The sequence below is a fragment of the Kitasatospora arboriphila genome (assembly GCF_039528095.1).
GTDB classification, from domain to species: Bacteria; Actinomycetota; Actinomycetes; order Streptomycetales; family Streptomycetaceae; genus Kitasatospora; species Kitasatospora arboriphila.
In genome coordinates, this window is record NZ_BAAALD010000028.1 from 40,604 (window position 1) to 53,682 (window position 13,079).

At 73.8% G+C, this 13,079-nt stretch carries 11 protein-coding genes; 3 read left to right on the plus strand and 8 right to left on the minus strand.

Features of this window, described 5'->3' with window-relative positions; genetic code table 11:
- Window positions 1-918 carry an ABC transporter ATP-binding protein gene (locus ABD353_RS16565; protein ID WP_344624368.1) on the plus strand — a complete coding sequence of 306 codons (918 nt, stop codon included), beginning with the start codon at window positions 1-3 and terminating at the stop codon, window positions 916-918.
- Between the two features lie 98 nt (window positions 919-1,016).
- Window positions 1,017-1,733, plus strand: coding sequence for an ABC transporter permease (locus ABD353_RS16570; RefSeq protein ID WP_344624369.1), 717 nt, complete (start codon window positions 1,017-1,019; stop codon window positions 1,731-1,733).
- A gap of 27 nt (window positions 1,734-1,760) precedes the next feature.
- Here ABD353_RS16570 and ABD353_RS16575 read toward each other — a convergent pair whose 3' ends face one another.
- On the minus strand, window positions 1,761-3,008 hold the full coding sequence (locus ABD353_RS16575) for an MFS transporter (protein WP_344624370.1): 1,248 nt from the start codon (window positions 3,006-3,008) through the stop codon (window positions 1,761-1,763).
- A gap of 71 nt (window positions 3,009-3,079) precedes the next feature.
- Entirely contained in the window at window positions 3,080-3,811 is a 732-nt protein-coding gene (locus tag ABD353_RS16580) for a FadR/GntR family transcriptional regulator (protein WP_344624371.1), read from the minus strand.
- 269 nt (window positions 3,812-4,080) lie between these two features.
- On the opposite strand from ABD353_RS16580, the gene ABD353_RS16585 reads away from it, so the two are divergent.
- Entirely contained in the window at window positions 4,081-5,823 is a 1,743-nt protein-coding gene (locus ABD353_RS16585) for an LCP family protein (protein WP_344624372.1), read from the plus strand.
- A 69-nt stretch (window positions 5,824-5,892) separates the two neighbouring features.
- Here ABD353_RS16585 and ABD353_RS16590 read toward each other — a convergent pair whose 3' ends face one another.
- The 6 genes from ABD353_RS16590 to ABD353_RS16615 form a co-directional block, all read right to left on the minus strand.
- On the minus strand, window positions 5,893-6,717 hold the full coding sequence (locus ABD353_RS16590) for an HAD family hydrolase (protein ID WP_344624373.1): 825 nt from the start codon (window positions 6,715-6,717) through the stop codon (window positions 5,893-5,895).
- Window positions 6,714-7,991: a serine--tRNA ligase gene (serS, locus tag ABD353_RS16595; RefSeq protein WP_344624374.1), complete on the minus strand. Its 1,278-nt coding sequence runs from the start codon at window positions 7,989-7,991 to the stop codon at window positions 6,714-6,716. Before serS ends, ABD353_RS16590 begins: the two co-directional genes overlap by 4 nt.
- Before the next feature lie 670 nt (window positions 7,992-8,661).
- Entirely contained in the window at window positions 8,662-9,597 is a 936-nt protein-coding gene (gene pheA / locus ABD353_RS16600; RefSeq protein ID WP_344624404.1) for a prephenate dehydratase, read from the minus strand.
- Window positions 9,598-9,742: 145 nt separating this feature from the next.
- Window positions 9,743-11,866 carry a copper resistance CopC/CopD family protein gene (locus tag ABD353_RS16605; RefSeq protein ID WP_344624375.1) on the minus strand — a complete coding sequence of 708 codons (2,124 nt, stop codon included), beginning with the start codon at window positions 11,864-11,866 and terminating at the stop codon, window positions 9,743-9,745.
- Between the two features lie 5 nt (window positions 11,867-11,871).
- Complete coding sequence (locus ABD353_RS16610) at window positions 11,872-12,348, minus strand: copper chaperone PCu(A)C (protein ID WP_344624376.1); 477 nt, start codon at window positions 12,346-12,348, stop codon at window positions 11,872-11,874.
- Window positions 12,345-13,019, minus strand: coding sequence for an SCO family protein (locus tag ABD353_RS16615; protein WP_344624405.1), 675 nt, complete (start codon window positions 13,017-13,019; stop codon window positions 12,345-12,347). The genes ABD353_RS16610 and ABD353_RS16615 overlap by 4 nt, the downstream gene beginning before the upstream one ends.
- Window positions 13,020-13,079 lie beyond the last annotated feature (60 nt).

Below are 13,079 nucleotides of genomic sequence, written 5' to 3' on the forward strand. Positions count from 1 at the left end.
ATGGCCGTCATCACCATCGACCGGGTCTCCCGCTGGTTCGGCAACGTCGTCGCCGTGAACGACGTCTCCATGCAGATCGGGCCGGGCGTCACCGGCCTGCTCGGCCCCAACGGCGCCGGCAAGTCCACCCTCATCCACATGATGAGCGGCTTCCTGCCGCCGTCCGCCGGCGAGGTCTCCCTCGACGGCGTCCCGATCTGGCGCAACCAGGAGGCGTACCGGGCGATCGGACTCGTCCCCGAGCGCGAGTCGATGTACGACTACCTGACGGGTTGGGAGTTCGTCCTCGCCAACGCGGAGCTGCACGGCCTCGCCGACCCGGCCGCCGCCGCCCGGCGCGCCCTCGGCCTGGTCGAGATGGAGTACGCCCAGGACCGGAAGACCGGCACCTACTCCAAGGGCATGAAGCAGCGGGTCAAGATGGCCTCCGCGCTCGTCCACGACCCCGCCGTGCTGCTGCTCGACGAGCCGTTCAACGGCATGGACCCGCGCCAGCGCCTCCAGCTGATGGAGCTGCTGCGCCGCTTCGGCGCCGAGGGCCGCACGGTGCTCTTCTCCTCGCACATCCTGGAGGAGGTCGAGCAGCTCGCCCGGCACATCGAGGTCGTGGTCGCCGGACGGCACGCGGCATCCGGCGACTTCCGCAGGATCCGGCGGCTGATGACCAGCCGCCCGCACCGCTACCTGGTCCGCTCCAGCGACGACCGCCGGCTGGCCGCCGCACTGATCGCGGACGGCTCCACCGCCGGCATCGAGTTCGACGGACAGGAGCGCGCCCTGCGCATCCAGGCCGTCGACTTCCAGGGCTTCACCACCCTGCTCCCCCGGGTCGCCAAGGACGCCGGCATCCGGCTCTACACCGTCTCCCCGGCCGACGAGTCGCTGGAGAGCGTCTTCTCCTACCTCGTCGCCTCCTGAGCCGTCCCGGACCGTCCCCGGACATCCCCGGACAGTCCCCGAACCGGCCGGACCCGCCGGCACCCACGCCCGAACCACGCCCGAAGGAAGGCCGAACCGTGAACGTGACCGTCGCCAGGCTGACCGTGCGCGGCCTGCTGGGGCGCCGCAGCGGCATCCTGCTGCTGGTCGTCCCCGCCCTGCTGCTGCTCGTCGCCGTCATCGCCCGGCTGACCGCCGACACCCCGGAGGACCTCGCCGCCACCGTCCTCGGCCGGCTCGGCATGGGCACCCTGCTGCCGATCCTGGCGCTGGTGGTCGGCACCGGCGTGATCGCCACCGAGATCGAGGACGGCTCGATCGTCTACCTGCTCGCCAAGCCGCTGCCCCGGCACTGGATCATCACCACCAAGCTGACCGTGGCCGTCGCCGCGACCTGGCTGCTCGCCGCCGTGCCCACCCTGATCGCCGGCCTGGTGCTCTGCGGCACCCGGGACGGCCTGGCCGTCGCCTACACCGCCGGCACACTGGTCGCCGGCACCGCGTACAGCGCGCTCTTCCTGCTGCTCGGCGTCGCCACCCGGCACGCGGTGGTGGCCGGACTCGGCTACGCGCTGGTCTGGGAGAGCCTGGTGGGCAACTTCGTGCCCGGCGCCCGGACGCTGAGCGTCCAGCAGTGGGGCCTGTCGGTGGCGAAGTCGATCGCCGCCCGGGGCTCGATCGAGGCGGACGTGGCGCTCACGGTCGCCGTCCCGCTGCTGGTCGTCGTCGCGGTGGCCTCCACCCTGCTGGCCGCCGTCCGCCTCGGCGGCCTCACCCTCGCCGGGGAGGAGTGAGGCAGCCGCGGCACGGGGACGGGGACGTCAGCGGACGGTGACGTCCCGTCCCGCTCCCCAGCCCGCCGCGGCGGCGGCGCCCGCCAGCACCAGCAGCAGGGCCAGCGGCACCGTCCACCCGCCGGTCGCCTGGTGCAGCGCACCGGCACCGACCGGCCCGGCCGCCGCCACCAGGTAGCCGACGGCCTGCGCCATCCCGCTCAGCCGGGCGGCGCCCGCCGCGCTGTCGGTGCGCAGCACGATGAAGGCCAGCGCCAGACCGAGCGAGCCGCCCTGGGCGACGCCGAGGACGGCGGCCGCCGCCCACGCCCCGGAGACCGGGGCGAGCAGCAGGACGGCGATGCCGGCGCCGTTGAGCACGGCCATCGCCGCGGCCAGCGCCCGCTGGCGGGTCATCCGGCCGGCGACCAGCGGCACCAGGAAGGCCCCGGCCACCTGCACCAGGTTGGAGAAGGCGAAGACCAGGCCGGCCTCGCCGCGGTCCATCCCGTGGTCGGCCAGCACCGTGGGCATCCAGGCGACCAGGCTGTAGACCAGCAGCGACGAGATCCCCATGAAGGCGCTGATCTGCCAGGCCGCCCCGGAGCGCCACGGGCCGCGGCCCGCCGTGCCGTGAGCCGTCCGCGGCGCGGCCGCGGGGACGGCCGGCGCCGGTGCCCGGCGGGCGTGCAGCAGCTGCGGCAGCCAGGCCAGCGCCGCGACCAGCGCCAGCAGCGACCAGGCGCCCAGCGAGGCGCGCCAGCCGCCGCCGAGCGCGTGCTCCAGCGGGACGGACACCCCGGCCGCCAGGGTGGCGCCGACCAGCATGGTGGTGGAGTAGACGCCGGTCATCGCGGCGGCCCGGTGCGGGAACTCGCGCTTCACCAGGGCGGGCATCGACACGTTCAGCACGGCGATCGCCACGCCGATCACCACGCACCCGGCGTACAGCGCGGCCGCCGAGGGCAGCACCCGCAGCAGCACGCCCGCGCCGAGCACCAGCACCGCGCCGAGGACGACGCGCTCGGCGCCGAAGCGCCGGGTCAGCCGGGGGGTGAGCGGCGCGCCGACGCCCTGGAAGAGCACCGGCACGGTGGTGATCAGGCCGCTCGCGGTGGCGGAGAGGCCGAGGGAGCGCTGGATCTCCCCGACCATCGGTGAGATCGCCGCCAGGCAGGCCCGCATGTTCAGGGCGACGAGGAGGATGCCGGCGAGCATCAGCGCGGGGTGCGCGAGAGCGGTGCGGGTACGGACCACCGGGGTGGCGACGGGCTGCGGGGCGCGGGTGACCGCCATGGTTGGCAGAGCTCTTTCGAAGTCGGTGCGTCAGAGGTCGGGAGTGCGGGGGCGGGCGCTCGGCCCCGTCGTCACTTCCGGGCCGCGATGGCGGCGATCAGCTGCTCGACGGCGGCCGTCGGCCCCGCCAGCAGCGCGCGACAGGCCGCCTCGGCCCGGTCCGGGTCGCCGCTCTCCACCGCGTCGACCAGTGCCTCGTGGGTCTCCAGCGAGACCTCGGGCATATCGTGGTCGCCGAAGGCCGTCCGCATCGCCTCGCGCACCGAGGCGCCGAAGTAGCGGTACAGCTCGGCCAGCGCCGGGTTGTGGGCGGCCTCGACCACCGCGGTGTGGAACTCCAGGTCGTGCTCGACCGTGGCCTCGCGGCCGGCCCGGTCGGGGTGGGCGGCCATCACCTCGGCCTCCCGGGCGAGCGCGGCGCGCATCCGGGCGACGTCCTCGGCGGTGTGCCGGACGGCGGCCAGCCGGGCGGCCTCCGCCTCCAGCGCGGCGCGCACCTCCAGCACGTCCCGGACGCCGGAGCGCTGCACGCCGCGCAGCACCGCGCCCGGGTCGGTGGTGGAGCGGACGAAGGTGCCCTCGCCCTGCCGGGAGACCAGCATCCCGGAGTGCGCCAGCACCCGGATCGCCTCGCGCACGGTGTTCCGCCCGACCTGCAGGCGCTCGGCCAGTTCGTGCTCGGTGGGGATGCGCTCCCCGACCGGCCACACGCCCGCGCCGAGCTGCTCGCGCAGCTGCTCGATGGTCTCGTCGACCAGGGAGCGGCGCCCTGCGGCGTGCAGTCCGTCGGTGCGGCCGGGCATGGCGGGGCTCCCTTCACGAGCCGGAGGTCGGCTTGCCCAGTCATCCTACAACTGGACTGGTGCGGCAACCGACCTAGAATCGGCTACTCCCGAGTTCGTCGCATCTCCTTCGAGAGTCGGCCACGGGACTTGTCCGATTGTGCAATCGGCGGCCCGGACCGTGACTCTTCAATGATGCCTTTATATGCTCCGCAGAAGCTCACGCGGCAGTACTCCACCAGGGTGCGTTGCTGCGGCACGTGTTGGCTGCGCCGGTGGAAGGTGTACGAATGTCAGGCCAGAGGGCGGGGGCGTCGGACCACGACGCCGGCTGGTGGCACGACGATGCCCCGTACCAGGACGGCTACCGCCACGACGCCCCGCGCCGCGACGACGCCTTCACCGCGCCCCCGGGCCGACCCGCGGCACCGCGGCCGCGCCGCAGCGAGGAGCAGGACCCGCGGGTGCCCCGCCAGGGCGGCCGCGCCGATGCGCGGCGCGGTCAGCAGGGCGGCCGCGGTGGCGGTGGCGACGACGGCTCCGGCGGCGGCCGGGCGGCCGCCCGCCGGGCCCGCAAGCGGCCGAAGGGCCGCAAGAAGGTCGTGGTCTGGGTCGCGGTCGCCACGCTCGGCCTCGCCACCGCCGCGGGCGGTGCGCTCTACCTGAAGTTCAGCGGCAACATCAAGGCGTTCGACGGCGACGGCCTCAGCAAGAACCGGCCCGACGCCGCGAGCCCGGACGCCAACGGCCACACCCCGATCAACGTCCTGCTGATCGGCTCCGACTCGCGCAGCGGCGACAACAAGGACCTCGGCGGCGGCGAGGACGGCGGTGCCCGCTCGGACACCACGATCCTGCTGCACGTCTACGCCGACCACAAGCACGCCGTCGGCGTCTCCTTCCCCCGCGACGCCCTGGTCGAGATTCCGCCCTGCAAGCTGCCCGACGGCTCGTGGACGAAGAAGAAGACCGACGTCATGTTCAACAGCGCCTTCTCGACCGGCAACACCGAGGAGGGCAATCCGGCCTGCACCCAGAACACGGTGGAGGCGCTCACGAACATACGCGTCGACCACACCATGGTGGTGAACTTCGAGGGCTTCTCCGCGATGACCTCGGCGGTCGGCGGCGTCAACGTCTGCCTCCCCAACGCCATCTACGAGGGTGACCTCAACCCCAACCTGGGCAGGAAGGGCAAGCAGCTCTACCCCAAGGGCGAGCAGAAGGTCGAGGGCAAGGCCGCGCTCGACTACGTCCGGCTGCGGCACGGCATCGGCGACGGCTCCGACGTCGGCCGGATGAAGCGCCAGCAGGCCTTCATGGCCTCGCTGATCAAGAGCGTCAAGAGCAAGGGCATGGACCCGACCACGCTGCTGCCGCTCGCCGACGCCGCCACCAAGTCGATGATCGTCGACCCGGGCCTCAACTCCCCGGCCAAGCTGATCTCCTTCGCCATGCAGATGAAGGACATCGACCTCCACAACATCAAGTTCCTGACCACGCCGTGGAAGTTCTCCGGCGCCCGGATCGACCTCGTCCACCCCGACGTCGACACCCTGTGGCAGGCCCTCAAGGCCGACCGCACCCTGGACGGCCAGGACGCCAGCGCCGACACCGGCGCCTCGGCCCCCGCCCCCAGCCCCACCCCGGTGACCGTCGACGGCTCCGGCATCAAGGTCGGCGTCTACAACGGCACCCTGACCACCGGGCTCACCACCAAGGCGGCCTCCACCCTCACCGGCTCCGGCTTCACCATCGCGGCCCGCGGCAACGCCGCCGCGCAGAACCACGAGAAGACGCTCGTGCAGTACGGCCCCGGCCAGAAGGAGGAGGCCGAGCAGGTGGCCAAGCTCTTCCCCGGCGCCACCCTGCAGTCCTCCACCAAGGCCGGCGTCAGCCTGGTGCTCGGCACGGACTACGCGACCGGGTCCGGCGGCGCGGCCGGTGCGGTGCCCAGCACCCTGCCGTCCAGCGTCGCCAAGGAGGCCCGCTCCGCCGACGACGACCCCTGCTCCAACGTCAGCTACGGCTGACCGGGCCGCGCCGGGCCGGCACCACCGGCCCGGCGGCCCGCCGTGCGGACGGGCGGTGACGGGCCCGGCTCAGGCCAGGCCGAAGACCCGCTCCAGCACCACGGCCACGCCGTCCTCGTCGTTGCCGGCGGTCACCTCGTCGGCCACCGCCCGCAGCTCCTCGTGCGCACCCGCCATCGCCACTCCGTACGAGGCCCAGGCGAACATCGGGATGTCGTTCGGCATGTCGCCGAAGGCGATGGTCTCGGTGCGCTTCACCCCGAGCCGCATCGCGGCCACCGCCAGGCCGGTCGCTTTGGACAGCCCCGGCGGCAGCAGCTCGACCACGCCCGGACCGGCCATCACCACGCCGACCAGCCCCCCGGCCGCCTGCACCGCGGCCGCCGCGAGGGCGTCGTCGGAGAGCTCCGGGTGCTGGACGTACAGCTTGGCCACCGGCTCCACGAGCAGCTCGTCACGGGCGGCGTGCGCCACCGGCAGCTCGGTGCCGATCCGCAGCCGGAAACCCGGGCCGGCCAGCACCCGGCCGTCCAGGCCGTCCTGGTTGGCGGCCACCGCCAGCGGGCCGGTCAGCTCCTCGATCGCGGCCAGCGCCCGCGCGGCCACCTGCCGGTCCAGGGTGAGCGAGGTGAGCAGCCGGTGCGCCCCGGCGTCGTACACCTGGGCGCCCTGGCCGCAGACCGCTATGCCGGTGTAGCCGATCTCGTCGAAGACCGGGCGCGCCCAGGCCGCCGAGCGGCCGGTCACGACGATGTGCCGGGCCCCGGCGTCGACCGCGCCCGCGAGGGCGTCCAGCGTCCGCGCGCTCACCTTCTCGGCGGAGGTGAGCAGGGTCCCGTCGAGGTCGGTGGCGACCAGCCGGTACGGCAGGCCGCCACCGGGGGCGGTGCTCACTTGGCGACGGGCTCGATCACCGAGCGGCCGCCGAGGAAGGGCCGCAGCGCCTCGGGGACGACCACCGAGCCGTCGGCCTGCTGGTGGTTCTCCAGGATCGCCACGATGGTGCGCGGGACGGCGACCAGGGTGCCGTTCAGCGTGGCCAGCGGGCGGACCTTGCCCTCCTCGCGCATCCGAATGGAGAGCCGGCGCGACTGGTACTCGGTCGTGTTGGAGGTCGAGGTGACCTCGCGGTACTTGCCCTGGGTCGGGATCCACGCCTCGATGTCGAACTTGCGCGCGGCGGAGGAGCCGAGGTCGCCCGAGGCGACGTCGATCACCCGGTAGGGCAGCTCCAGCGCGTTGAGGAAGTCCTTCTCCCACTGGAGCAGGCGGCGGTGCTCCGCCTCGGCCTCCTCCGGGGAGGTGAAGACGAACATCTCCACCTTCTCGAACTGGTGGACCCGGATGATGCCGCGGGTGTCCTTGCCGTAGGTGCCCGCCTCGCGGCGGAAGCAGGACGAGAAGCCCGCGTAGCGCAGCGGCAGCTGGCCCGCGTCGAGGATCTCGTCCATGTGGTAGGCGGCGAGCGGGACCTCGCTGGTGCCGACCAGGTAGCGCTCCTCCTCGGGGAGGTAGTACACGTTCTCGGCGGCCTGGCCGAGGAAGCCGGTGCCGTCCATGGCAGCCGGGCGGACCAGGGCCGGGGTGATCATGGCGGTGAAGCCGGCCGCGGTGGCCTGCGCCATCGCCATGTTGACCAGGGCGAGCTCCAGCAGCGCGCCGACGCCGGTCAGGTAGTACGAGCGGGCGCCGGCGACCTTGGCGCCGCGCTCGGTGTCGATCGCGCCCAGGATCTGGCCGAGCTCGACGTGGTCGCGGGGCTCGAAGCCCTCGGCGGCGAAGTCGCGCGGGGTGCCGACCTCCTCCAGCGTGACGAAGTCCTCCTCGCCGCCGACCGGGGCGGCCGGGTCGATGAGGTTCGCCAGCGAGCGGAGCAGGCGGTCCGCCTCCTCCTTGGCCTCGTTCTGCTCGGCGTCGGCGGCCTTCACCTCGGTGGCGAGGTCCTTGGTGCGCTGGAGCAGCGCGGCCTTCTCCTCGCCCTGGGCCCTGGCGACCAGCTTGCCGAGCGACTTCTGCTCGTTGCGGAGCTCGTCGAAGCGACTGCCCGAGGACCGGCGCCGTTCGTCGGCGGAGAGGAGGGCGTCGACGACGTCGACGTCCTCACCACGGACGCGCTGCGAGGCGCGCACTCGGTCGGGGTCCTCACGGAGCAGGCGAAGGTCAATCACGGGCCAAGCGTACCGGTGGCCGGGCCCCGGACCGGAACCGGTTTCCCGGGGTTTCGCGCCGGATCCCCGCCCGGCCCGCACCGCCCCCGCGGCCGACCCGCCCGACCCGTGCCCGGGGAGGGTCGAGGCCGCCGTCCGTGATTCACTGTTTTCGGAACCGACCGGCGACTCCGCCCGCTTTGCCCTTTCCTGTTCGGGATTCTGCGAGCCTGTCCGGCGGTGTTCCGTCCGGGGGCGCGACCGGGGCCGTGGAGAGCCGCGGACGCCCTGGGGATAACCTCCGCGATCCTGTGGATAACTCCTGTGGGGAACCGCGTCCGAGGGTGTTTGTCCACAGGCCCCGCTCCGGCCCTGTGGACGAACCGAAAGCCGAGGCGTGCGGCGCGATTCACGGAGGAATTGAGGTTTGAAACCTCGATGAGCCTTCTCGGGTGAGGGAATTCGCTCGCTCGAACAGGTGATTTGCTGGCAGAAGGGTGACTCTGGTGCGATGAGTCACCTCTGCAGCCAAGTGTGATGATCTGACCAGTTCAGGTAGTGGCTATACCGTTTTGTCGACTTGACCCGCGGCCTGTGGATAACCCGGAACCCGTGCACCCTGTGGACGAAGCGTCCGACCTGTGGATGAACGGCCGCCCCGCGGCCGCTCCCACCACCGTGACCGAACCGGTCAGAGCTCCCCGCGGCCGTCCAAGCAGCGGGACAGCCAGTCCGCCGCCTCCGAGAAGTCCGCGTCGGTCGTGCCCGGCCGCACCGGCCGCTGACTGCCCCGGTCCGCCCGCGGGTACGACCCGAGGAACCGCACCTGCGGACAGATCCGCTTGAGGCCCATCAGCGCCTCGGAGACCCGCCGCTCGCTCAGGTGCCCCTCGCAGTCGATCAGGAAGCAGTAGTTGCCCATGCCCTCGCCGGTGGGCCGGGACTCGATGCGCATCAGGTTGATGCCGCGCACCGCGAACTCCTGCAGCAGCTCCAGCAGCGCACCCGGGTGGTCGTCCGGCAGCCAGACCACCATCGAGGTCTTGTCCAGCCCGGTCGGCGAGGAGACCCGCCCCGGCCGGCCCACCAGCAGGAAGCGGGTGGTCGCGTTCGCCGCGTCGTGGATGTCGCTGACCAGCGGCTCCAGCCCGTACAGCGCGGCCGCGAACTCGCCGGCGAAGGCGCCGTCGAAGCGGCCCTCCTGGACGAGCCGGGCGCCGTCCGCGTTGGACGCCGCCGCCTCCCACTGGGCGTCCGGCAGGTTCGCCGCCATCCAGCGCCGCACCTGCGGCTGCGCCACCGGGTGGCTGGTGACCGTCTTGACGTCGGCCAGCGAGGTGCCCGGACGCACCAGCAGCGCGAAGGTGATCGGCAGCAGCACCTCGCGGTAGATCATCAGCGGCGCGCCCGAGGCCAGCTCGTCGCTGGTCGCGGTGACGGCGCCCTCCACCGAGTTCTCCACCGGCACGAACGCCCCGGCGGCCTCGCCCGCCCGGACGGCGTCCAGCGCGGCCGGGACGGAGGCGAGCGGCACCAGCTCGCGGGTCGCCGCCTCCGGCAGCGTGCGCAGTGCGGCCTCGGTGAAGGTGCCTTCCGGCCCGAGATAGGTGTAGCGGGTCGCCGACATGCCGCCTCCGTACGCGGTGGTGCTGAGCAGTACTCGGCCTGCCACCATAGTCACTCCCGGCGCCCGGCCGGACACCGTTCCGCCCAGTGGTCGCCCGTCCCGGCCGGCCGCGCGAGGGGCGCGGCCGACCGGCGATGGGCCGTGGTCAGCCGACCTTCAGCTGCTCGGTGGCCGTGCTCTGGTCGATGTCCGAGGAGCGGACGGTCACCGACACCACCCAGTTCCCGGCGAGCGGCAGCTGCGCGGTGCCGGACCAGCGCCCGGTGCCCTGCGCCGCCAGCGTGACCGGCAGCGGGCCGAGGTCCCGGTCCGGCAGGGTGAAGGCGAGCTGCACCTCGGGCACCGAGACCGGCTTGCCGGACTTGTCGTCCAGCTTCAGCGTCACCTCGTTCGGCCCGGTCGCGACCGGGTTCACCGTCACGGTGGCGGTGCCCTTGGCGTTCGGGGTGCTGCCGCCGGTGTCGTACGGCAGCTTCAGCTCCACCGTCCGGCCCGGCACGGTACTCGCCCCGGCGGTGGGCGACTGCGAGGTCGCGGCGACCGCCTCGGCCACCCGGCCGGGCGGCGAGTTGGTCAGCATCGTGGTCACCACCAGCACGGCGACCGCGACCGCCGACTCCAGCAGCACCGTCCGCCGCAGCCCGGTCCGGGCCGGCCCGCCGTCGCGGCTGCGCCGCTCGGAGGCCCGGTCGCGGGCGGCCCGCTGACGGGCCAGCTGGGCCAGCCGCGCGGGGTCGTCCCCGCCCTTCCCGCCGTCCGCGGCCGCCGTTGCCGCCCGCTTGCCGCCGACGGCCGCCCCGGCGCCGGCCTCCCGCTCCGCAGTCCCGTCGGAGGCCTTCCCGCCCGAGGCCTTCCCGCCCGAGGCCGTCCCGTCCGAGGCGGCCTCGTCGGCGGTCTCGTCCGTCCCGTCCGCGGTCGCGCCGGCCGTCCGGAGCCGGGCCACCCAGGCGCGGGAGATCCAGGCCAGGCCGACCATGCCGGCCACCAGACCGGTCTTGATCAGCAGCAGCCGCCCGTACTCGGTGTCGACCAGCGCGCCCCAGCTGCCCAGACCGCGCCAGGCCTGGTAGACGCCGGTCACGGTCAGCACCGTCACGGCGGCCAGCGCCAGCTTGGAGAACCGCTCGACCGCCGCGGCCGGCACGCCGTGCCGCAGCCCGACCAGCAGGGTGGCCAGACCGCCCAGCCAGAACGCCATTGCCAGCAGGTGCAGGGCGGCGGTGGGCAGCGCCAGCGGCACCTGGATGCCGACCGAGGAGTGGTCGGCGCCGACCCAGGTCGCGCTCAGGGCGACGGCGAGCACCGCCCCGCCGACGCCCAGCCCGAGCCGGGCGTCCCGCAGCGGTCGGTCGGCGGCGCGCCGCTCCAGCGCCCGCAGCTCCGCCTCCTCGCCCTCCTCGGTGCCGGGCTCCGCGGCGGCCGCAGGCTCCGCGGCGTCCCCGGTGCCGTCGGTGCCGTCGGCGTCCGACGCGTCCTGGGCCGTCCGGTCCTGGCCGAGCTGGCCGACCAGCAGCGACAGGAACACGCCGCCCGCGGCGAGCAGCAGCAGCCGGGCGGCGAGCGCGGTCCCGATCCGCTCGTCCAGGGTGGCCCGCACCAGCGACAGGTCGAAGGCCTGCGAGATCCCGGTGCCGCGCTCGTACGGGCCGCGCAGCAGCAGCACCGCGACGGTGGAGACCAGCAGCGCGATCCAGCCGGTCATCAGCAGCCGCTGCACCTGGTGCACGGCGACCCCGCGCGGCCAGCAGATCAGCACGAAGGCGGCCGCGCCGACCAGCAGCGCGAAGGCCGCGTACGCGACCGTCCGGGCGGTGCCGTAGGCGGCCGCGACCACGGCGTCCGGTTCGGCGCCCTGCACCGCGGAGGCCGAGACCGTGGTGTCCGAGGGCGCGCCGATGGAGAAGGTGAACGCGCCGCCCACCGGGTGGGAGTCCTCGGAGACGGCCCGCCAGGCGACGGTGTACGTGCCGTTGCCCAGGCCCTGGCGCAGCGTCACCCGGGCGCTGGCCTCCTTGCCGTCGGCGTGGGCCGCGTCGCCGTTGTCGACCTGCTTGCCGGCCGGGTCCAGCACCCGCACCGAGTCGGCGGTCAGCGAGACGCCCTCGCTGAAGGTCAGCGTGACGGCGGCAGGTGCGGTGGCGGTGACCGCGCCCTGCGCCGGGTCGGTGGAGACCAGCGTGGCGTGCGCGGCGGCGGTGCCTGCGCCGCCGAACAGCAGGGCGACGGCCGCCGCCAGTACGGCCAGCAGCGCCGCGACTCTCCTCGGCATCAGTGTCAGCTCCCGGGCCGGTAGGTGAGCGGCTTCACCGGCACGGTGACGGTGATGGTGCCGCTCTTGGCGAAGGTGAGGTCCAGTTCCAGTTCGTCCCCGACGGCGGGCGGCTTCTGCCATCCCATGATCATCAGGTGGTGGCCGCCGCGGGCCAGTTCCAGTGCGCCGTGGGCCGGCACCTGGAGGCTGTCGACCGCGGTCATCGTCGACTCGCCAGAGGTGTGCATGGTGACGGAGCCGGCGTCCGGGCTGGTCACCGCGACGAGCCGGTCGGCCGCCCCGCCGTCGTTGCGGACGGTGAAGTAGCCGGCGCCCATCCCGCCGGGCAGCGCCGGCACCGGGACGTAGCTGCCGACGATGCTGAGGTCGGCCCGTCCGTCGTCGGATCCCGTTCCGCACGCCACGAGTATCGTCCCGGTGGCCAGCACCGCGGACAGTCCCGCGCCGATCAGCGCGGAACGCCGGAACGCCCGGCTCACGCCGGCACCCCCTTCGCCAGCAGCGCCAGGTCGTGGCTGTAGGTCTCGACCGTGCTGCTGCCCATCCACAGCACGTGGGCCTTGTCGTCGGAGGGCAGGAAGGCCAGCACCTGGGCGCCGTGCGCCGAGGTCACCGAACCGTCGGCGTTCACCACCGGGTCCTGCACGGCGACGCCCACCGTCCGGGCGGCGGTCTTCACCTCGGCGAGGTCGCCGGTGAGGCCGATGAAGCCCTTGCCCATCGAGTCCAGCCAGGTGCGCAGCACCTTCGGGGTGTCCCGCTCCGGGTCGGTGGAGACGAAGACGACGTCGATCTTCTTCTGCTCCTCGGCGGAGAGCTTGGACATCGCCACCCCGATGTCGCCCATGGTGGTGGGGCAGACGTCCGGGCAGCTGGTGTAGCCGAAGAACAGGACGACGGGCCGGCCGGCGGTCCGCTTGCGCAGGTCGAACGGCTGCCCGGAGGTGTCGGTCAGGACGAGGTCGGGCTTGTCGAAGTGCTTGCTCAGCACGCTGCCCCGGTAGGCGGAGCTGCTGCTCTCCTTGCTGACCTTCGCCGCGCCGGTGCCACCGCCCGCGGAGGAGGAGCAGGCGGTGAGCGCGAGGGCGGCGGACAGGGCCAGGGCGGCCGCGCCGAGCAGCCGGGCCTTCGGACGGGGGGTGTGGGCCATGGCGTTGGGACTTCCGATCGTGCGGGTCGGGGGATCGGCCCGGCGGGCCGCACCGGGGTG

What these genes read in the sequence shown, in the direction of transcription:
- pheA (WP_344624404.1), bottom strand. Translation starts at nt 9,597, where the DNA reads ATGTCGGCGACCCGCTACACCTATCTCGGGCCGGAAGGCACCTTCACC.
- ABD353_RS16605 (WP_344624375.1), bottom strand. Translation starts at nt 11,866, where the DNA reads ATGCCGAGGAGAGTCGCGGCGCTGCTGGCCGTACTGGCGGCGGCCGTC.
- ABD353_RS16575 (WP_344624370.1), bottom strand. Translation starts at nt 3,008, where the DNA reads ATGGCGGTCACCCGCGCCCCGCAGCCCGTCGCCACCCCGGTGGTCCGT.
- ABD353_RS16580 (WP_344624371.1), bottom strand. Translation starts at nt 3,811, where the DNA reads ATGCCCGGCCGCACCGACGGACTGCACGCCGCAGGGCGCCGCTCCCTG.
- ABD353_RS16565 (WP_344624368.1), top strand. Translation starts at nt 1, where the DNA reads ATGGCCGTCATCACCATCGACCGGGTCTCCCGCTGGTTCGGCAACGTC.
- ABD353_RS16585 (WP_344624372.1), top strand. Translation starts at nt 4,081, where the DNA reads ATGTCAGGCCAGAGGGCGGGGGCGTCGGACCACGACGCCGGCTGGTGG.
- ABD353_RS16615 (WP_344624405.1), bottom strand. Translation starts at nt 13,019, where the DNA reads ATGGCCCACACCCCCCGTCCGAAGGCCCGGCTGCTCGGCGCGGCCGCC.